Consider the following 20,209-nt stretch of genomic DNA (forward strand, 5'->3'; position numbering starts at 1 on the left):
AACTTTATCGAGATGTTAGACGATACTAAAGGCATATAACAAAAACGATTTAATGCTTCCTAACGAGTTTGGAAAGAGTCTATGTCAACAGAGAATGCCTTACTTACAATTCTTATCGATAGAATCAATAATGATACTTTGGTTTTACCTACCTTGCCCGATGTTGCTGTGCGTGTGCGCCAGGCTGCGGATGATCCTGAGGTTAATTTGATGCAAATGGCTGATGTGATTTCTCATGACCCGGCGTTATCGGCACGCATGATAAAGGTGGCAAATAGTGCCTTCATGGGACGCGCGGTGAAGGTGAACACGTTGAACCAAGCGGTGACTCGCATTGGTTTGCGACAAATCAAAAATATCGCGACGGCAATGGCGATGGAGCAGCTATTTGTATCAAATAATAAATTGATCAAAACCTATATGGATAAAGCATGGCAAAAAACCTTGAAAGTTGCTTGCCAAGCAATCACCACGATGACGTTTTATCTAAGAGTGCATAAACACACGTCGTTAAATAAAGATACGATTACCTTGGCATCCTTGGTGTTTAACATTGGCGTATTGCCTATTTTGACAGAAGCAGAGCGTCACCCTGAAGTGTTTGCCAACCCAAGCTTTCTAGCTCATGCGATACAAAAGTTAGCGGGAAAAATTGGTGGAGCGATTATGCGAGAGTGGGGCTTTACCGATGATTTTGTTGAAGTTGCAGAAAGCTGGTCAAACCCAAACTACAAACCAGAGCACGATTGCTATGTAGATTTCATACGTGTGGGGGCGATTTTGGAAGGGATACTACAAGTGTCTGATAAAACAGCTTCTTTACAAGTGTATGAAGAGAAAGGCATTATCCGCTCAGTGGATATGTTTACAACCGATGAGTACCAAGAAATACTCGAAGATGTGAAAACTATGTTCGCTTAACTATGAAAATAGGCCAGCAACGGTAGTGTATACCGGGCTGGCCATTGATTTATTCCATATCAGCGCTATCGCCTAAGCTCTGAGTCAGTTCTTCAAGCAGCTCTTTAATCTCTTCACTCACCAAAATAAAGTCGGCGTCGAGTTTGACCGCCATGTCCTCTTTTGGGATATCCGCGTTTTGCTCTTTCAGCGCATCAGCATAACTGAGTCGCTTCAAAGAACCGTCGTTTTGCAGTATGAATTTAACGCGCTCGCGCCAATCAAAAGCAAGTTTAGTAACGCGCTTACCATTGTCTAAATGGCTTTTAATTTCTTCCGAAGAGAGATCATGTTGCTTCAGTTTAACTTGTGCACCGTTGTCATCAGGTTCTTGTAATTCGGCATCGTTGCCAATGGCAAACCCTTCAGGTGATTCGAATTTTGTCAGCCAATCAGTCAGGAATACATCTAAGTCATAGTTCGCAAACGCGGGTACAACCGGTAACGTGCCCAGAGACTTTCGTAATAATGCAAGGAGTTCTTCGGCCTTGTTGAAGCTGGCACTGTTAACTATAACCCAACCGTTTTCTTGATCGATGAAAGCAAACTGTAGGCTTGATTTCTTGAATGCTTGTGGGAGCAATGTGCTTAAAATGTTTTCTTTAAGCTCATCCTTTTCTTTTTTCTTCACCGGGCGGTTTTCTTCACGCTCAATCAGTTCCACTTTTTCAGCAACTAAGTCGTTAATGACGGATGCAGGTAGCACTTTTTCTTCACGTTTGGCGCAGACTAAAATGCTATTTTGCGAAAAGTGCGACAAGCTATTACCATGTTTGCCAAGTGCTTTGGTCCAGCCAAATGTACTCATATCTTGACTGCCGCAAGGTCTAAATACATCTTGCTCTAACGCTTTTTCAAAGTCTTCTTGATTATATGAAACGTCTTGCTTAAATCGATAACAGATCAGGTTACTAAACCACATATATTGAGTATCCGTGCTTGAAAATAAGGGTGCATGATAGCAATAATTTTTGCCCAAAGGGGAGTGCGAAACACAAACTTTGTTTTTCGCACCTAAATTGATTACTCAAACATACTCATAGGAGCTTGCATGTTTTTGGGGAATTGGATGTAGTAAGTTAGTCCTTTGCCTTCTTCACTACTGACTTCTATTTCGCCATTCAGTGTTTGTTTCACCAAGTTCAGCGTAATATGAGTACCTAAACCACTACCACCCTGATCTCGCTTAGTGGTAAAAAATGGGTCGAATAGTTTTTCGAGCTGAGCTTGGCTCACACCGCGGCCATTGTCTTTATAAACAATTTTAACATCTTGGTGATCATCAGTAATTTTGATATCAATTTCGCCTTTATCTATGCCGTCAAAACCATGGATCAACGAGTTCATAATAAGGTTCGTGAATATTTGGCTAATGGCACCAGCGGGTAAGTTTAAGATTAAATCATCAGGACAGTCGATATTAATACTGTGTTTGGTCTTTTTGATTTTTGGGTGCAGCGAACGCACTACTTCAGACAAATATTCTTTAAAGTTAATCTTTCTAACCGCCTCACTGGCTTGGTCTACTGCAATTTGTTTAAAGCTCGCAACCAGCTCAGATGCACGGTCAAGGTTGGTTGTTAACAAGCTTGTACTTTGTTTGGCCTCATTGATAAATTCTTCCAACGCTTTAGGGGATAACGTTTTGTTTTGGTATGCTTCTTCAAGTTTATTGAGTCGTTCTTGCAAGAACGACGTTGCGGTGACACCAATCCCCACAGGGGTGTTAATATCGTGCGTAATACCCGCAACAAGGCCCCCTAACGCAGCCATTTTTTCCGAGCCAACCAAGCGCTCTTGCGCCATATTAAGTTCATCGACATAGCGTTCAAGTTCTTTTTGTTTTGTCAGTAACTCTTTCTCTGTTTGACTACGTAAATCGACTTCTTCGGTTAGCACTAATTTTTGCTTTTCAAGCTCATATTTTTGCTGTTGTAAGTCCATCATCGCTTGGCTTAAGTTGGATGTTTTACGCGCCACTTCTTGCTCTAACTGCAAGTTATGTTGGTCCAACTTTTCATTACTGATGAGCAGCTCTTTTTGCGTTTGATCAAGTTGTTTTCGGTACTCCGAGACCTTATCAATCAGTTTATTAAACGCCTCCTCCATCACTTTTAGCTCATTGCGTTCCGTGGTGCCGATATCAATCTTTCTGCCATCAATATCATCCAGTTCAATGTCTTCGATTTGATCGGTTAGATCGGTCAGTGGTTCGGTAAGAAGGCGGCGAAACGCGATTAAAAACAGAATGATCAGAAATGTGGTTTTGATCATCGCGTTCCCAATTAAGAAGTAGATGGATATCATGATCCGACTAAAAACAACTTCACGTGACGAAAAAAGCGTGACGTCACCGACTTGAGTCGCGCGTCCAGAAAATTCAAATATGAGCGGAAATGTGTAGCCAAATAACCCCGACGGGGTATCTTCGATAATGGCTTCTTCTTGCACGAGCTGTTGGCTATACAGTTCGTGAATATCTAGCGAACGGCCTAGTTGCGATATGATCTCGCCGCTATCATCACGAACAATGATCCCTTCAATCATTGGAATAGCTAATAGCCCTTCGGCGGTTGTCACCGTTTGTTTGGTATTTAGCTCCCAAATCGCGCGTGTAAGGCTGCGGCTAAATGTTTTCTGTAGCATCGTCAGCTCATTGCGAATGTAGTCTTTAGTATTGACATACTCAGCAATGACTTGTCCGCAGGTTACGACAAACGTAAGTAGGAAGTAAACCGATAGCACATTCGTGAGTAGCTTTTTTGATAGGCTTTTTTGCAGCATGAATGAACCTTGGCTCCACAAGTTAGGGTTTTTGTAGTCTGGCTATTGATAAACTTAGCTAATAAAGGTTTAAAAATAAATAAATATTTGCCTTTTTAGCGATAAATGCTGTATTGCTGTAAATGTTTCTTATTGTGATTACCGATGCAAACGAATTATGTTATAAGAGGTATGTTTTGCTAATAATAGATATAAAAAATAATGGCTTATTCAATTTTAGTCTGTGACGATTCCGTAGTTGCCCGCAAGCAAGTTATGCGTAGTCTAACAAAAGCGCTTGATGTAAATATAGAGCAAGCCAGTAACGGACTTGAGGCGCTAGAAATTTTGCGTAATAAGCCTATCGATTTACTGTGCTTAGACCTCACAATGCCGAAAATGGACGGCGTTGGGGTGCTTCACAGTATGAAAGCAGACCCCCGTATCGAGACCTTTGTTGTGGTTATTTCAGCAGACATTCAATCGACCATGAAGCAGAGAGTGAAACAACTCGGAGCAATAGAGTTTTTTGAAAAGCCTGTACATGGCGAGTTGCTGATCAAACTATTGCATCAATACGGCATACGTTAAGCAGTACATTTACATCTAAATAACTTTTCAGCCCGTCAAAATTACCGCCCTACACTTTGTTGCATAATTATTTCATTGAGAAATAATTAACTTGATATTTTTGCATATTACATGCTGTTTTTTATTGTTGACACGGTGCCTGTTTTTGGGGCAAGCTAAATAACATGAAAACAAATTTTAACACTACGACCATTATTACAACCACCATCCAATCTGGATAGTGGCATAGGTCGGTGCGTAATAGAAAAGGCCTGTGTTCACTACGAACACAGGCCTTTTTTCGTTTTAGGAATGAGGAAAAATTAATCATGCGTGTTCTGAAATTTGGTGGTTCGTCTTTGGCGAATTTTGAGTGTCTTAAACAAGTACAAAACTTAATATTAAATCAAGCGGGCGACGAAGCACTGATCGTGTTGTCAGCGCCTGGGGGGATGACGGATCAACTCGTTGAGCTTGCTCATGTGGCAGAGCAAGGGTTGAGCTTTGACGCGCAATGGCAAGCATTAGAGGCGCGCGCTCTAGGCCTACTTGAACAAGTTGAAAGCTTGTATGGTTCAGTGACTTATTGGCCTTCATTGGCAGAGTTAGCTGACAAGTTGCGTGGTGTACAGTTGCTTAAAAGCTGTCCAGATTCAGTTCGCGCTTATGTGATCAGTTTTGGTGAGCGTGTCAGTGTGGCTTTGATGCAAACCATGTTGGGGTCATCCCAAGCAAGCTACCTTGAAGCGACAGACTGCATTGTTAGCCATGGTGGGTATCTAGATGCCGAAGTAGATCTGCAGTTGAGCCAACCAAAGTTTGCAGCGGCAATGAACGCAAAGCCAAACAAATATTACATAATGCCTGGCTTCACGGCGAGTAACGCACGCGGTGAGTTAACAACTTTGGGCCGCAATGGTTCTGACTATTCTGCGGCTGTTGCAGCAGCTTGCTTGAGGGCTGAAGTGTGTCAGATCTGGACTGATGTAGATGGCGTTTATAATGCCGATCCTCGCTTTATTAAAAAAGCCAGTAAGGTTGATTGGCTATCGTACAAAGAGGCGATGGAGTTATCGTACTTTGGCGCCAAAGTGTTGCATCCAAAAACTATTTTACCTTGTGCGAAATTCTCAGTGCCTTGTGAAATCAAAAATACGCATAATCCAGATGTTGCCGGCTCTGTGATCAGCAATGAACGTCGTGGTGACGAAGCGGTTAAGGCGCTTTCTAGCTTAGAAGAACTTGCGATGTTGACTGTGTCTGGCCCCGGTATGAAAGGCAAAGTTGGTATGGCCGCTCGCGTATTTAGTGCATTGGCGAATGATAACGTATCGATTGTGTTGATCACGCAATCATCATGTGAATTTAGTATTAGCTTCTGTGTACATGAGGCTGATTTAGAGCTGGCGCTGAATGCATTAGAGCAGGCGTTCGAACTGGAAGCGCAGGCTGGTCTAATTGAACCTGTACAAGTGCAAAGAGAGTTGGCTATTGTCACACTCGTGGGCGACAACATGAAGGCGCACAAAGGGTTAGCAGCCAAGTTCTTTGCCTCTTTAGCACAAGCGCAAGTGAATATTGTCGCGATTGCACAGGATTCGACTGAAAGCGCGATTTCAGCTGTGGTGGACGGAGCGCTGTGCAATGACGCAGTCAAAGTGTGTCATGAGAACTTTTTCACGCATATTCCATCTATCGACGTGTTTTTATTAGGTTGTGGTCTAGTTGGTCAGGAATTAATAAAGCAGTTAGAAAAGCAGCAAACGTGGTTAGAAGCCCGTAATATCAAACTGAACTTATACGGTGTTGCTAATTCTCGTAAACTTTACCTCAATGATGAAGGTGTCCCTTTTGATTCATGGCAGGCAGAACTTGAAGCGCAGCAGGAAGGGTTTTCTTTGGCGCGCGTTGAGTCATTTGTTAAAGCGAACCACTTGATTAACCCTGTATTAGTTGACTGTTCTTCGTCACAACACTTGGCAGATCAATACTGTGATTTCTTAAACGCGGGTTTTCATGTTGTTGCCGCGAACAAGAAAGCCAATACGGGCAGCTATGAATACTATCAGGCACTCATGACTGCGGCACAAAAAAAGCAGCGCAAATTTTTGTATGAAACCAACGTGGGTGCAGGCTTGCCTGTGTTAGACAACCTACAACTACTATTTGGTGCGGGTGATGAATTACTGTCATTTAACGGTATTCTGTCTGGTTCATTGTCTTATATGTTTGGCGCGCTACAAGATGGCTTAACTTTGTCACAAGCGACTGAAAAAGCAAAAAGCAATGGTTTTACAGAGCCAGATCCAAGAGACGACCTATCGGGTACAGATGTGGCGAGAAAGCTGCTGATCATCGCACGCGAGTCAGGCCTTCAGCTTGAACTGAGTGATATTGAAGTTGAAGCCGTCGTACCCGCAGAATTTGCAAAGGGTAGCTCGGTTGAAGAGTTTATGGCGCGCTTACCAGAACTTGATGCGGCTTTTGCCGACAAAGTACAAAGTGCTGCGAATGAAGGAAAAGTACTTCGTTACGTAGGCAGCATCGATAACGGTCATTGCCGTGTTGGTATTGAGGCGGTAGATAAGGCGCATGCGCTTTATGATATTCGTGATGGTGAAAATGCCTTGGCGATTTTGAGCCAATATTATCAACCTCGTCCTTTTGTTATTCGTGGCTATGGCGCCGGTGCAGAGGTTACTTCTGCAGGCGTATTCGCAGACATTCTCAAAACATTATCACGCTAGGAGTTGTATTGATGATCACTGTTTACGCACCTGCATCGGTCGGAAATTTTTGTGTTGGCTTTGATTCTTTGGGAGCCGCGCTGGCACCCATTGATGGCACATTGCTCGGTGACGTGGTGCACATTGAAGCCGCGCAGCAAGACGCATTTAAGTGTGTTGGCCCATATGCAGATAAGTTGCCGGGAGATGCGAAAGACAACTTGGCATTTCAATGCTTAGAACACTTTAAAGAACAGGTTGCGCCCAATATGCCCGCCGCACTACTTACGCTTGAAAAGCGTTTGCCGATTGGCTCGGGGCTTGGCTCAAGCGCTTGCTCAGTAGTGGCAACATTTGTTGCTTTGGATAAGTTCGCGCAAACGAATTTATCACAAGAAGCCATGATTGAATTGATGGCCGATTTTGAAGGCAAGGTCAGCGGCGCACGTCACTATGACAATATCACCCCCTGTTATTTGGGCGGGTTGCAGTTAACGGCTGACGTGGTACCGAACAAGGCGCTGGCGCTACCAGTCAATGAAGAGTGGTATTATGTAGCGGCGTACCCAGGCTTTGCGCTCAATACCGCTAAGGCGAGAGGCGTGTTACCCGCGCAGCTGGCAACACATGACGCTGTGGTATTTGCTCAACGCCTCACCAGTTTTTGTCTGTTGCAACAAAGTGGGCGTTTTGATGAAGCGCTGACGTTAATGCAAGATGATATTGCCGAGCCGCATCGTCAGTCTCTAATCGCTGGGTTTAGTGATGCCAAAGCGGCATTACCACAGTATGGTGCAGAGCTTGTGAGTATTTCAGGCGCAGGTCCTACTTTATTCACTATTTGCAAAACCCTAGAAAGTGCCCAGCAATGTCAGCAATGGCTTGAACAAAACTACATTAATGAACTTGGCTTTAGCCACATCTGTAAACTCGATAACTTAGGCACGCGTGCCATTTCTCAAGGAGCTTAATAACAATGCAATTGGTTAATTTAAAAGATGAATCTCAAAAAGTATCCTTTACAGAAGCGGTGAAAACTGGCCTAGGTCGTAATCAAGGGGTGTTCTTTCCAACAGACTTAACCGCGATGAGTCATGTTGAGGCTTTATTGGACTTGCCATTTGTAGCGCGTAGCACGCAAATATTGTCACACCTTATTGGCGATGAGTTACCTAAAGACACGTTGGCGTCGATGGTTGAACGCGCATTTAATTTCCCTGTGAAATTAGCACAAGTTGACGAAAATAATTATTGCCTAGAGTTATTCCATGGCCCCACGCTTGCGTTTAAGGACTTTGGTGGTCGCTTTATGGCTGAGTGCATCGGCCTTTTCAATCAAGGAGAGCGCGTCACCATTTTAACTGCAACCAGTGGTGACACGGGGGCCGCAGTCGCGCATGCCTTTTATAAAAAGCCAAATGTTGATGTGGTGATCCTCTACCCTGAAGGCAAAATCTCGCTAGCGCAGCAAAAGCTGTTTACTACGTTGGGTGAAAATATTCATTGTTATGCCGTGGAAGGGAGCTTTGATGATTGCCAAGCATTAGTGAAACAGGCGTTTTTAGACGACGAAGTAAAGCAAAAGCTGGGTTTAAACTCAGCCAATTCAATTAACATCAGCCGCCTGCTTGCTCAGGTGTGTTATTACTTTGAAGCGCTTGCACAATTGCCTAAAGAGAAAAGAGCGGATGTACATGTGTCTGTACCAAGCGGTAACTTTGGTAACGTTTGTGCGGCGATGATTGCTTCGGTCATTGGTTTACCGGTGAGTAAGTTGTCGGCCACAACGAACCAAAATGACACCGTACCGCGTTTCATTGCATCAGGGCAGTGGGCACCCAATGAAACAATTGAATCATTGTCCAATGCAATGGATGTGAGTAAACCTAATAATTGGCCTCGTGTGCAATCTATGTTGGATAACGATAAATTCGATAAACATGATTTTTATTCAAGTTCAGTGTCTGAGCAAAGAACGCAAGAAGTCATGCGTGAAGTGGCTGCAAAAGGCTATATCGCTGAACCACATACAGCGATTGCTTATGAGGGACTGTCAGAAGATAAACAAGCACATCGCACAGGGATTTTCCTTGCGACGGCTCATCCTGCAAAATTCAAAGAGTCTGTAGAGCAAGTGCTTGGACAGCAAATTGAAATGCCTAAGGTACTGCAAGATGCGTTAGATCAAGAATGCTTGGCACAACCGATGACTGCCGATTATGACAAATTAAAGGCTGCAATATTTGCTAAGTTACTTTAATTCAATTGTTTTACGGTGGCAGTTGTTCGACTGCCACCTGTTTTACTCATATTTAAATAGTTAATTTAACTCTTCATTACTCATAAATATTTCAAATGTTAAAATAAAAAAATATCATTACTTTAATACTGTGAAATAATTTCAATCCCTGTTTAAATATGCTCATACCAATAGCATAGGCATTGAGCGCTTTTGAGCGTACAATACGGCTTTTATTATCTTACGTGCACCTAGGAGACCCCATGTTAGAACGTAACATGAATATTGCAGATTTTGATCCTGAATTAGCAAAAGCAATTGCGCTTGAAACACAGCGTCAAGAAGAACACATTGAGCTGATTGCTTCTGAAAACTACTGTAGCCCACGCGTATTAGAGGCTCAGGGTTCTCAGCTTACAAACAAGTATGCAGAAGGTTATCCTGGCAAGCGCTACTACGGCGGTTGTGAGCACGTAGATGTGGTTGAGCAATTAGCAATTGACCGTGCAAATGAGCTATTTGGTTCTAACTACGCAAACGTTCAGCCGCACGCGGGTTCTCAAGCAAACGCAGCGGTATTCCAAGCACTATTACAGCCACACGATACAGTGCTAGGTATGAGCCTAGCGCATGGTGGTCACTTAACGCATGGTTCTCACGTTAACTTTTCAGGTAAAACGTATAATGCAGTGCAGTACGGTTTGAATGAAGAAACGGGCGAAATTGACTACGCACAAGTTGAAGCGCTTGCACTTGAGCATAAGCCAAAAATGATCATCGGTGGCTTTTCTGCTTATTCAGGCATTGTTGATTGGGCTAAGTTTAGAGAAATCGCGGATAAAGTAGGTGCCTACTTATTGGTTGATATGGCGCACGTGGCAGGTCTTGTTGCAGCAGGCGTATACCCAAGCCCAGTACCACACGCACACGTTGTAACAACCACAACACACAAAACGCTAGCGGGTCCTCGTGGCGGTTTAATCATTTCAGCTTGTAACGATGAAGACATCTACAAAAAGCTAAACAGCGCGGTATTCCCTGGTGGTCAAGGTGGCCCTCTTTGTCACGTTATCGCTGCTAAAGCGGTTGCTTTTAAAGAAGCTCTACAGCCTGAATTCAAAACGTACCAGCAGCAAGTTGTTAAGAATGCACAAGCAATGGTAGAAGTATTGCAAGAGCGTGGCTACAAAGTGGTTTCTGGTAAAACCGATAACCACCTATTCTTACTTGATTTAATTGATAAAGACATCACAGGTAAAGCGGCAGATGCTGCACTGGGTAATGCTTACATCACAGTAAACAAAAACTCTGTACCAAATGACCCTCGTTCACCGTTTGTAACATCAGGTCTACGTATTGGTTCTCCTGCGATCACGCGCCGCGGCTTTAAAGAAGCAGAATCTAAAGAGCTTGCAGGTTGGATCTGTGATGTACTAGACAACATCGAAGATGAGTCTGTACAAGCTCAAGTAAGAGAAAAAGTGAAAGCTATCTGCGCAAAATTACCAGTTTACGCATAATTTCACTCACAAAAACGCCATTTTTTGTTATGATTAAGGCCGCTTTTATAGCGGCCTTTTTTGTATGACTTCTGAAGTGAACCAATATGCACTGTCCTTTTTGTACCGCAAAAGATACTAAAGTAATCGACTCTCGTTTAGTGAGCTCTGGCCATCAAGTTCGTCGCCGCAGAGAATGCATCGAATGTCATGAGCGATTTACCACGTTTGAAGGTGCAGAGTTGGTTATGCCACGCGTGATCAAGCAAGATGGTTCTCGTGAGCCATTCAATGAAGATAAACTGATCAATGGTCTCGCTCGAGCATTAGAAAAGCGCCCTGTCAGTACAGAACAAATCGATGAAGTGATCCACGAGATTGAATCAAAAATCCGTGCCACGGGAGAGCGAGAAGTGTCGAGTCACCTAATTGGTGAATGCATCATGGATGCGTTGAAAAGATTAGATAAAGTGGCTTATGTGCGTTTTGCTTCAGTTTATCGTTCATTTGAAGACATACGGGAATTTGGCGAAGAAATCGCAAGGCTGGGTGATTAACCATGCTCTCTAAGCAAGACCAAGCGTATATGGCATTGGCAATCGAATTGGCAAAAAAGGGCCGATTCACTACAACCCCAAACCCGAATGTGGGGTGTGTCATTGTCAAAGATGGCAACATTGTTGGCCAAGGGTTTCACCAACGCGCTGGTGAAGGGCATGCAGAAGTACATGCTCTCAATGCGGCAGGAGAAGAAGCACAAGGTGCGACCGCTTATGTGACATTGGAGCCTTGCAGCCATTACGGACGTACGCCACCGTGTGCAGAAGGTTTGATCAAGGCGGGTGTTAAACGTGTCATCGCAGCCATGGTTGATCCTAATCCACAAGTTTCAGGAAAAGGCCTCGCAATGTTACAAGCTGCTGGTATTGAAACCGCACATGGGCTTCTTGAAGAAGCGGCAAAAGCACTTAATAAAGGCTTTTTAAAACGTATGGAGCAGGGGTTACCCTACGTAACCTGCAAACTCGCTGCGAGTCTTGACGGTAAAACTGCGTTAAAAAATGGCGTGAGTAAATGGATCACAGGTCCTGATGCGCGCAAAGATGTGCAACGCTTTCGAGCACAAAGTTGTGCAATTTTAACTGGTGCTGATACCGTACTTATGGATGATGCCAGATTAAATGTGCGTGAAAGCGAGTGTGACATCGAGTTACCAAAAGGGATGACGTTAAGACAACCCTTGCGTGTGATTATTGACTCTCAAAATCGCTTAACGCCAGATCTTGCTTTATTTCAACAGCCATCCCCGATATTAATTTTTCGTACTCATCTTGATAATAAACAACAATGGCCGCATTTCGTTGAGCAAGTATTGATAGAGTCAGAGCAAAACAAAGTATCATGTCAGGCCGCACTTGTTGCGTTAGCACAGCGTGGCGTCAACCATGTGTGGTTAGAGTCGGGGGCGACGCTTGCGGGCGTTTTTGCAAAACAGTCATTAATTGATGAATATGTACTTTATCTTGCACCAAAGATAATTGGCTCGACTGGACGAAGCTTATTCAACTTACCCGAACTGACAGCAATGGACGACGTTACCCAACTTGAATTTGTCGATGTAGATAAAGTGGGTGACGACATTCGTATTATCGCTAAACCAAGCAAATAAGAGGCAATATGTTTACAGGAATCATTGAAGCGACAGGTACGCTGAGCGAGTTGAAAGCGGCGCAAGGTGATTTAGTGGTGAGAGTGACTAGCTCAACGCTTGATATGAATGATGTGAAACTGGGCGACAGTATTGCCACCAATGGTGTTTGTTTAACCGTTGTTGAAAAGTTCAGTGACGGTTTTAAAGCGGATTTATCTAATGAAACCATTAAGTTGACTCAATTTGCTCACTACAAACAAGGGCAGAAAGTCAATTTAGAAAAGGCACTACAACCTATCTCTCGTTTAGGTGGTCACTTGGTATCAGGCCATGTGGATGGCATTGCGACCGTTGTGGCGATAGAGCCAAATGCGCGCGCAACAGAGTATTGGCTGCAAGCGCCAGCAGAATTAATGAAGTACATTCCATACAAAGGTTCGGTTGCCATTGATGGTATCAGCCTGACCGTAAATGAAGTAAAAGCCGACCAGTTTAAGCTAACAATCGTGCCCCATACTGCACAAGAAACAACCATTGTTGATTTTAAAGTTGGCAGTAAAGTGAATTTAGAAGTCGATCAAATTGCCCGTTATTTAGAGCGACTCGTTCAAGGCGCACAACCCAGTGCTAATGAATCTACTCTCACAGCCAGTTTGTTAGCCAAAGCGGGCTTTATAAAATAACCCCAGAACCTTAATTTAGTAGGTAAATTATGAATTTAAACAGCGCACAAGAAATCATTGATGACATTAAAGCCGGTAAAATGGTCATCCTAATGGATGATGAAGACCGTGAGAATGAAGGTGATTTAATCATTGCTGCTGAGCATATCTCGGCAGATGCCATCAACTTTATGGCGACTTATGGTCGAGGTTTGATTTGTTTAACAATGACACAAGAGCGTTGTCAGCAGTTAGATTTGCCGTTAATGGTGCGCAACAACGGCGCGCAGTTCTCTACGAACTTTACCATGTCAATTGAAGCGGCCAAAGGGGTAACCACTGGGATTTCAGCGGCGGACAGAGCCCGGACCGTGCAAGCCGCAGTCGCAAAAGGCGCTGTGCCAAGCGACATAGTGCAGCCTGGTCATATTTTCCCTATTATGGCGCAACCAGGTGGAGTGTTAACTCGCGCAGGGCATACGGAAGCTGGGTGTGATTTAGCCCGCTTAGCAGGATTAGAGCCTGCGTCTGTGATCGTGGAGATATTAAACCCGGATGGCACAATGGCGCGCCGTCCAGAGCTTGAAGTGTTTGCTAAAGAACATGGTATTAAGATTGGCACAATTGCAGACTTAATCGAATATCGTAATTTGAATGAAACCACTATAGAAAAAGTGGCTAAATGCAAGTTGCCCACCGAATTTGGTGAATTTGACTTGGTGACTTACAAAGACACCATTGATAATCAACTGCACTATGTATTACTAAAAGGTGAGGTTAAATCGGGTGATACCACTTTAGTACGTGTTCACTTACAAAGCACCTTTAACGATATTTTATTATCGGATCGCGGTGCTGATAGAAGTTGGAGTTTGCACGGCGCAATGGAATATATCAGTGAACACAATGGTGTGTTAGTGGTGCTTGGCAAGCAAGAGCAAAGTAGTGAAATAGAGGCCATGGTCAAAGCATTTGCAGCCCAAGATGAAGGCGAGCAAGTGAGTGTTCGTAAGTTCCAAGGGACATCGCGCACTGTGGGTGTCGGCTCACAAATCTTGGCTGATCTAGGTATTCAGAAAATGCGCTTAATGAGTATGCCGAAAAAATATCATGCGCTTTCCGGCTTCCATTTAGAAGTGGTCGACTACATCGAACCGCCACGCTAAGCATTTTAACGGGCCGATAATTGGCCCGTTTTAAGTTGTTTGGGGATACTCAAAACTGTGCTATTATGCGCTCCAATTTGGCAATCGCAGGACCGATATTTCGGTACATGCTTCAGCATTGGTATTTAAAAGATTAGGATCATCTAATGAACATTATTGAAGGTAACAAGTTTGCACCGGGCAAAAAATTTGCCATCGTTATTTCTCGTTTCAACGATTTTATCGGCAGTTCACTTTTAGAAGGTGCAGTAGACGAGTTAAAGCGTACAGGTGGTGTAAAAGATGAAGACATCACTGTGGTTTATGTACCAGGTGCAGTTGAGTTACCTTTAGCGGCAAAACGCATTGCAATGAAAAAAGAGTTTGATGCAATCATTGCACTAGGTGTGATCATCCGTGGTGGTACACCACACTTTGATCTGGTTGCCAATGAGTCAAACAAAGGCTTGGCAAACGTTTCATTAGATTATGATATCCCAGTCGCTTTTGGCGTACTGACCACTGAAAGCATTGAGCAAGCCATAGAACGTGCGGGCACCAAAATGGGCAACAAGGGCGGCGAAGCAGCACTTGGCGCATTAGAAATGGTGAACGTGCTAGAGCAAATTTAAGAGGATCCTCTGTGAAACCAGCAGCAAGACGTAAAGCACGTATATTGGCTTTACAAGCCGTATATTCGTGGCAGTTAAGTGGCAACCCGATTGCAGATATCGAGCAACAAATGTTGATCGAAAATGATGTATCAAAGGTAGATGTTGAGTACTTTAAGGACTTAGCGCGTGGTGTTGCCGTAAACCAAAAGCAATTAGACGAAATTGTGAAGCCACATTTATCTCGTCCATTTGACGATTTAGATGAAGTTGAACGTGCGGTATTAAGAGTCAGTGCATATGAACTAAAGTTCAGAGAAGACGTACCTTATAAAGTTGCGATTAACGAAGGCATTGAACTGGCGAAAATATTCGGTGCCGAAGATAGCCATAAGTTTGTTAACGGCGTTTTAGATAAAGCTGTAAAAGACATTCGCAAGTAGGGCTAATAACTTGGAGAGCCGGCATTGGCCGGCTTTTTTGTGTATGAAGGAATTTGAACTTATCAATCGCTATTTTACCGGACGTGGTATTTCACGTCGTGATGTAGCGCTTGGCATTGGGGATGATTGTGCGATTGTCAGTGTCCCTGAAAATTGTCAATTAGCGGTAACAACAGACACCCTTGTTGAAGGCGTACATTTTTTTTCTGATATTCCTCCCCGTGCGCTTGGACACCGTATTTTAGCTGTAAATTTAAGTGATTTGGCGGCAATGGGCGCAGAACCTGCCTGGGTTTCCCTCGGCCTTACTTTGCCCAAAATTGATCCAGATTGGCTTGAGGAATTTACCGAAGGCATGCATGAAATTGCCGAATACTACAATGTGCAGATCATTGGTGGTGACACAACACAAGGCCCGTTAACGATCACTGTGTGTGCAAAAGGCATTGTGCCAACTGGCAAAGCGCTGACCCGTTCAGGGGCAAAGAATGGTGATTGGATCTATGTAACTGGTCCGTTAGGTGATTCTGGTTTAGCAATTGAAGCCAGAAAGCAAAACTGGTCTATTGCACCAGAGCACCTAAAAAGCGCCAATGAGCGATTTAATTTTCCATCCCCGCGTGTCGCTGCAGGGCAAGTATTAAGAGGCGTCGCGACGGCTGCGATTGATATTTCAGATGGGCTGATTGCGGATCTATCGCACATATTATCGCAATCTGCAGTGGGAGCGGTGGTTCATGTTGATAAGGTGCCTACTTCAGACGCGCTCAATAGCTTGGAAGATGAAGCGCTTCGTTTTAAGTTAGCTCTGGCATATGGTGATGACTATGAGCTGCTGTACACGGTTTCTGACGATAATAAAAATTTACTAGAGAATAAGTTGCGCCAGTATGGCGTCGAGCCAGTTTGCATTGGGCAAATTGTAAATAATGATGGCTCATTAGAGTTACTCAATGACAATAAACCATGGCCAATTCCAGAAACTGGCTTTGAACATTTTAGCTAGGAGTCAATTTGGCTAAGCAGTATAAGTTTGATATTCGACGACCTCATCAGTTCTTTGGGTTAGGGTTTGGTTTAGGTTTATCACCCGTGGCGCCAGGTACATTTGGGACCTTAGGTGCGCTTCCGCTGATTTTTATTACTTACAATTACCCTTTATGGTTACAGATAGTGTTTGCAGTCGTGATCAGCATCTTTGGCTTATGGGTATGTGGACAGACTGCAAAAGATGTACAAGTGCATGATCACCCTGCGATTGTGTGGGATGAAGTGGCTGGTTTCTATATCACCATGCTTGGCGCAGCAATTAGTTGGAAATCATTGATTGTGGGTTTCTTATTGTTTCGTTTTTTTGATATTGTAAAGCCGGGTCCAATAAAAATGCTTGATAAACGACTTCATGGCGGCTTTGGAATTATGGCCGACGATATTCTCGCTGGCATTTTCTCATTGATTTGTATTCAAGCTTTGTTTAAAACTGGGTTTTTAACCGTTTGATATTAGGCAGAAATAGTGTCAACTATGGATAGAGTGATAGCTTTTATATTTATTGTTTTAGCTGCAGTGACTGCGCAACCTGTACAGGCGTCGATTAATGACTATGTGGTTAAACAATGGAACTTACAAAATGGCCTACCTTCACAATCTATCAAAAGTATTGCCCAAGACCATCATGGATACATTTGGCTGGCAACTCAGTTTGGTCTGAGTCGCTTTGATGGCACCAAGTTTACAAATTTTACGACGCAAAATACGCACTTTTTACGCACAAACGCGATCCATAAAATTTTAGTGGGTCGTGATGGTAAGCTCTGGGTCGGAACGCGCCGAGGCTTACACAGATTGGACCCTCAGACATTGGATGTTGAGTCGTTGGATATTGCTGGCCCCGTTCGCGATATCTTGGAGGATGAGCATGGTAGTATCTGGGTTGCAGCCAGTGGTTTGCACTATGTGTCACACACAAATCTTAACCTACCGAGTACACCTGAAGCTTCTCAACCTCGAAAGCTAACTGCCGTTAAAGTAAACCAAATTGTAGGTGCTGTGACTAAGATGGCGCTTGCCGCTGATGGTATATGGCTCGTTAACGAACGGCACTTGCTGAAAATCAAGCAAGCCAGCTCATCGACAGCACATTCATTTCGCTTAGAGTTGTCTAGTCGACTTTCATTACCTCAACAACTTGCGCAAACCATTTTGCATGATCTTGCGTGGATAGATGGTCGTTTGTTCTTGGCGACCGAGTTAGGCGCTTACTTTTTAGATATTGACGAGGTATTACGTCGCTATAACGATATCGGCAACGCTGCGGTTTACAAGTTTTTAAGTGATGGCGAGGGGGGGATCTGGGTCTCGACCTCAAACAGTTTGATGTATAAAGAAGTGGGTGGTCCGTGGCAATCGGTTCGCCCTGTTCAGTCCGAACAAGGCGTGTGGTTTTCTGACATTTTTAAAGACAGAGAGAATAATATCTGGTTAGCTAGTCTCAACGAAGGGCTCTGGTTTGCACACGCAGGAAAGGTTGAGCGTTTTTCGGTGGGGCGTGATACGAATCAAGGGATCACTGCGTTGGCTAAGTCACCCAGCGGACAAATTTGGGTTGCTAATCGGTACGGTTTGGGCACGTTTGACTCAGCGAATCAATATCATTCAGTGATTGATATGAAAACGTTGCAGCGCTCGGCAATTAATGATCTTGAGTTCCAAGATGGTGCTTTGCTGATGGGCACCGACAGAGGCGTCTTGGTCTACAAAGATGGCACACTACAAACGTTACCGCATCGCGAGTTACGTCAAAACCCGGTCTTTTCGATTAGTCCATCTAATAAAGGTGGTTTGTGGTTTGGTACTGGACGTGGGTTATATCGTTTAGAGTATTCAGAACTCACTCCATTTAATTACAATGCATTTCTTGGCAGCCAATTCGTAACGTTTGTTGTTGATTTTCCAGAGTTTGGTTTTATTGGTACGAATAAAGGGGCATATCGTTACAATAATCGTGGAATTGAAAAGTTAGGTGGTCGCACGTCATTGGAAACGGCCTATATAACGAGCATTCTTCATATTCAAGGTGTTGCGACATTGGTCGGCTCGTGGAGCGATGGCCTTTTCTACAGAACTCCTGATGGTAATTGGTATCAACTTGATGCATCAAATGGCGTGCCTTATGGGTCAATTGCTTCATTGCATTTTGATAAGTTGCTCAAACAAGTTTGGGTGAGCACCAAAAAAGGTGTTTATCGTATGCCTGTGCAACAATTTTCAGGACCTATCAGCAACTTAAAAGTTGACCAAGTGATCAGTCAATTTGATAGGCAATTGGATGGTAAGGCGAGTCGTTGCTGCTCTGGTTTTGGACATGATGCAGTCATGGAAACTGAGCAAGCAATTTGGTATCCGAGTTCTCAAGGGGTGGTTAAGATCCCCAAAGATATGCAGTTGTTTGGTAGCGATGAGCTGGCACTTAAAATTGAAGCGATGTTTACGCCTAAACGTCGTATTGCTGTTGAGAAAGTAGGTAGCAATATTTATCTTGAAACATCAGAAAGAGATCTGACGTTACAGTTTACTGTCATCGACTTCTATGCGCCTCAGAGTGTCGAATTTAGATATCGTCTGCTGACGAGCAAGGGGGAAAGCGTTGACTGGCGTGAAACCCAGCATCGCCAAGATGCTATTTATACTAATTTAAGCCCTGGCGAATATGTATTCGAGTTGCAAGCTAAAAGGCGTGGGCAAGACTGGACAGATGCGACACAAAAGAATGTGACAGTGTTTATCCCAAGGCGCTTTGATGAAACTATGTACTTTAGGTTGTTGATCACCTGTGGTTTTGTATTTTTGTTCTATCTCATCTTCTGGGTTATCCGTGCGCAGGAGCGACGTAAACAACAAGCACTTGAAGATCTCGTTGCAGAACGCACCACTGAGCTTAGAAAAGCCAATGACAAGTTAAATCAGGTGAACACTCAGCTTAAGCTTGTTAGCCATACCGATGAATTAACCGGGCTGCGTAGCCGACGCTTCTTATTTGATCAATTACCCAAAGACGTTGAGCACTATCAGCGCAATGCGCAGTCATTGCAGCAGCAAAATAAGAGTTTGGTATTGATCATTTTGAATATCGATAAGTTCAGTAAAATCAATGACGCATATGGCCCAATCGGTGGGGATAGCTGTTTGCAACAAATGGCCGCCTTGCTTAATGCTCGCACGCAAGGCTCTGATTATGTTGTTAGGTGGAGTGGCGATGAATTTTTACTATTACTTCGCGATTTTAAGCGAGATGAAGTCGAGCAATATGTGAGTGAACTGTGTAAAGCGGTGGCTAATTTTGACTTTAAGCTACCCAATGGAAAGCCGACGACAATGGCAGTATCTATGGGCTGGTCGTTTTATCCATTGCCACTGCTGGGTGGTCAGGTCATAGGTTGGGAAGCATCAGTCAACTTGGCTGATATTGCACTGCATCAGGTAAAACAACGCGGCGGAGACGGTGCAGCAACTATTACCTTTGATGAGCAATTAGACGCCTTCGAATTTGAGCAAAGCAGCAATGTTGATGCGCAAATTGAAATATTGCAAAGCAGCGGTCTTGCAGAATTCAAAGTCTGGATGCGTTAACGGCGTTTACTCAGCCAACTAAAGTACATGACCCAATCAGCCAGAAGAGAATAATAAGGGTGCGAAAATGTGGCTGGGAGGTTGCGCTCGAATAGGAAATGCCCAAGCCACGCAAAGCCGTAGCCAAAAATAGGTAGCATGAGCAACATCTCGGCAGACTTAAAATACAAGCCAAGAAATAGGTTTACCAAAACACATGAACTACCTAGGTAATGACATGCTCGACAAAGAGGGTGTTGATGTTGTTGTAGGTAATAAGGGTAGAACTGAGCAAACGAAGTAAATTTTTTAGCCATTTTATTTGTATAAAA

The 20,209-nt window shown here is 43.8% G+C and carries 18 protein-coding genes; 15 read left to right on the top strand and 3 right to left on the bottom strand.

Annotated elements, in window-relative coordinates:
- Positions 1-81 precede the first annotated feature (81 nt).
- The gene (locus tag AC5FX4_RS06655) at positions 82-921 is read left to right on the top strand and encodes an HDOD domain-containing protein (protein WP_493605681.1); all 840 of its coding nucleotides are present in this window, start codon (positions 82-84) and stop codon (positions 919-921) included.
- A 49-nt stretch (positions 922-970) separates the two neighbouring features.
- Here AC5FX4_RS06655 and rdgC read toward each other — a convergent pair whose 3' ends face one another.
- Both rdgC and AC5FX4_RS06665 read right to left on the bottom strand, forming a co-directional pair.
- Positions 971-1,882, bottom strand: a complete 912-nt coding sequence (gene rdgC, locus AC5FX4_RS06660; RefSeq protein WP_493605682.1) for a recombination-associated protein RdgC — start codon at positions 1,880-1,882, stop codon at positions 971-973.
- 101 nt (positions 1,883-1,983) lie between these two features.
- Positions 1,984-3,744, bottom strand: coding sequence for a sensor histidine kinase (locus tag AC5FX4_RS06665; RefSeq protein ID WP_493605683.1), 1,761 nt, complete (start codon positions 3,742-3,744; stop codon positions 1,984-1,986).
- Positions 3,745-3,945: 201 nt separating this feature from the next.
- Here AC5FX4_RS06665 and AC5FX4_RS06670 point away from each other — a divergent pair, with 201 nt between their 5' ends.
- The 14 genes from AC5FX4_RS06670 to AC5FX4_RS06735 all read left to right on the top strand — a co-directional run bounded on the left by AC5FX4_RS06670 (position 3,946) and on the right by AC5FX4_RS06735 (position 19,898).
- Positions 3,946-4,314 (top strand): response regulator, encoded by a 369-nt coding sequence (locus tag AC5FX4_RS06670; protein WP_493605684.1) that lies wholly within the window; start codon positions 3,946-3,948, stop codon positions 4,312-4,314.
- A gap of 308 nt (positions 4,315-4,622) precedes the next feature.
- Positions 4,623-7,040, top strand: coding sequence for a bifunctional aspartate kinase/homoserine dehydrogenase I (gene thrA / locus AC5FX4_RS06675; protein WP_493605685.1), 2,418 nt, complete (start codon positions 4,623-4,625; stop codon positions 7,038-7,040).
- A gap of 11 nt (positions 7,041-7,051) precedes the next feature.
- A complete protein-coding gene (gene thrB, locus AC5FX4_RS06680) occupies positions 7,052-7,990 on the top strand; it encodes a homoserine kinase (RefSeq protein ID WP_493605686.1) in 939 nt (312 codons plus the stop codon).
- Between the two features lie 5 nt (positions 7,991-7,995).
- Complete coding sequence (gene thrC / locus AC5FX4_RS06685) at positions 7,996-9,279, top strand: threonine synthase (RefSeq protein ID WP_493605687.1); 1,284 nt, start codon at positions 7,996-7,998, stop codon at positions 9,277-9,279.
- A 242-nt stretch (positions 9,280-9,521) separates the two neighbouring features.
- Positions 9,522-10,778, top strand: a complete 1,257-nt coding sequence (gene glyA, locus AC5FX4_RS06690) for a serine hydroxymethyltransferase (protein ID WP_493605688.1) — start codon at positions 9,522-9,524, stop codon at positions 10,776-10,778.
- Positions 10,779-10,864: 86 nt separating this feature from the next.
- Positions 10,865-11,314: a transcriptional regulator NrdR gene (nrdR, locus tag AC5FX4_RS06695; RefSeq protein ID WP_493605689.1), complete on the top strand. Its 450-nt coding sequence runs from the start codon at positions 10,865-10,867 to the stop codon at positions 11,312-11,314.
- A 2-nt stretch (positions 11,315-11,316) separates the two neighbouring features.
- Complete coding sequence (gene ribD, locus AC5FX4_RS06700) at positions 11,317-12,426, top strand: bifunctional diaminohydroxyphosphoribosylaminopyrimidine deaminase/5-amino-6-(5-phosphoribosylamino)uracil reductase RibD (protein ID WP_493605690.1); 1,110 nt, start codon at positions 11,317-11,319, stop codon at positions 12,424-12,426.
- Positions 12,427-12,434: 8 nt separating this feature from the next.
- Complete coding sequence (locus AC5FX4_RS06705; protein WP_493605691.1) at positions 12,435-13,091, top strand: riboflavin synthase; 657 nt, start codon at positions 12,435-12,437, stop codon at positions 13,089-13,091.
- A gap of 29 nt (positions 13,092-13,120) precedes the next feature.
- Positions 13,121-14,236 (top strand): bifunctional 3,4-dihydroxy-2-butanone-4-phosphate synthase/GTP cyclohydrolase II, encoded by a 1,116-nt coding sequence (ribBA, locus tag AC5FX4_RS06710; protein WP_493605692.1) that lies wholly within the window; start codon positions 13,121-13,123, stop codon positions 14,234-14,236.
- Between the two features lie 146 nt (positions 14,237-14,382).
- The gene (gene ribH / locus AC5FX4_RS06715) at positions 14,383-14,847 is read left to right on the top strand and encodes a 6,7-dimethyl-8-ribityllumazine synthase (protein WP_493605693.1); all 465 of its coding nucleotides are present in this window, start codon (positions 14,383-14,385) and stop codon (positions 14,845-14,847) included.
- An 11-nt stretch (positions 14,848-14,858) separates the two neighbouring features.
- A complete protein-coding gene (nusB, locus tag AC5FX4_RS06720; protein WP_070993250.1) occupies positions 14,859-15,269 on the top strand; it encodes a transcription antitermination factor NusB in 411 nt (136 codons plus the stop codon).
- Positions 15,270-15,312: 43 nt separating this feature from the next.
- Positions 15,313-16,275 carry a thiamine-phosphate kinase gene (gene thiL, locus AC5FX4_RS06725; RefSeq protein WP_493605694.1) on the top strand — a complete coding sequence of 321 codons (963 nt, stop codon included), beginning with the start codon at positions 15,313-15,315 and terminating at the stop codon, positions 16,273-16,275.
- Between the two features lie 8 nt (positions 16,276-16,283).
- The gene (locus tag AC5FX4_RS06730; RefSeq protein ID WP_493605695.1) at positions 16,284-16,769 is read left to right on the top strand and encodes a phosphatidylglycerophosphatase A family protein; all 486 of its coding nucleotides are present in this window, start codon (positions 16,284-16,286) and stop codon (positions 16,767-16,769) included.
- Between the two features lie 33 nt (positions 16,770-16,802).
- Positions 16,803-19,898, top strand: a complete 3,096-nt coding sequence (locus AC5FX4_RS06735) for a diguanylate cyclase domain-containing protein (protein WP_493607788.1) — start codon at positions 16,803-16,805, stop codon at positions 19,896-19,898.
- Here the strand turns inward: AC5FX4_RS06735 and AC5FX4_RS06740 are convergent.
- Positions 19,895-20,194, bottom strand: a complete 300-nt coding sequence (locus tag AC5FX4_RS06740) for an Mpo1-like protein (RefSeq protein ID WP_493605696.1) — start codon at positions 20,192-20,194, stop codon at positions 19,895-19,897. The genes AC5FX4_RS06735 and AC5FX4_RS06740 overlap by 4 nt on opposite strands.
- Positions 20,195-20,209: the final 15 nt, after the last annotated feature.

It is taken from the genome of Pseudoalteromonas sp. ATL1 (assembly GCF_058933015.1).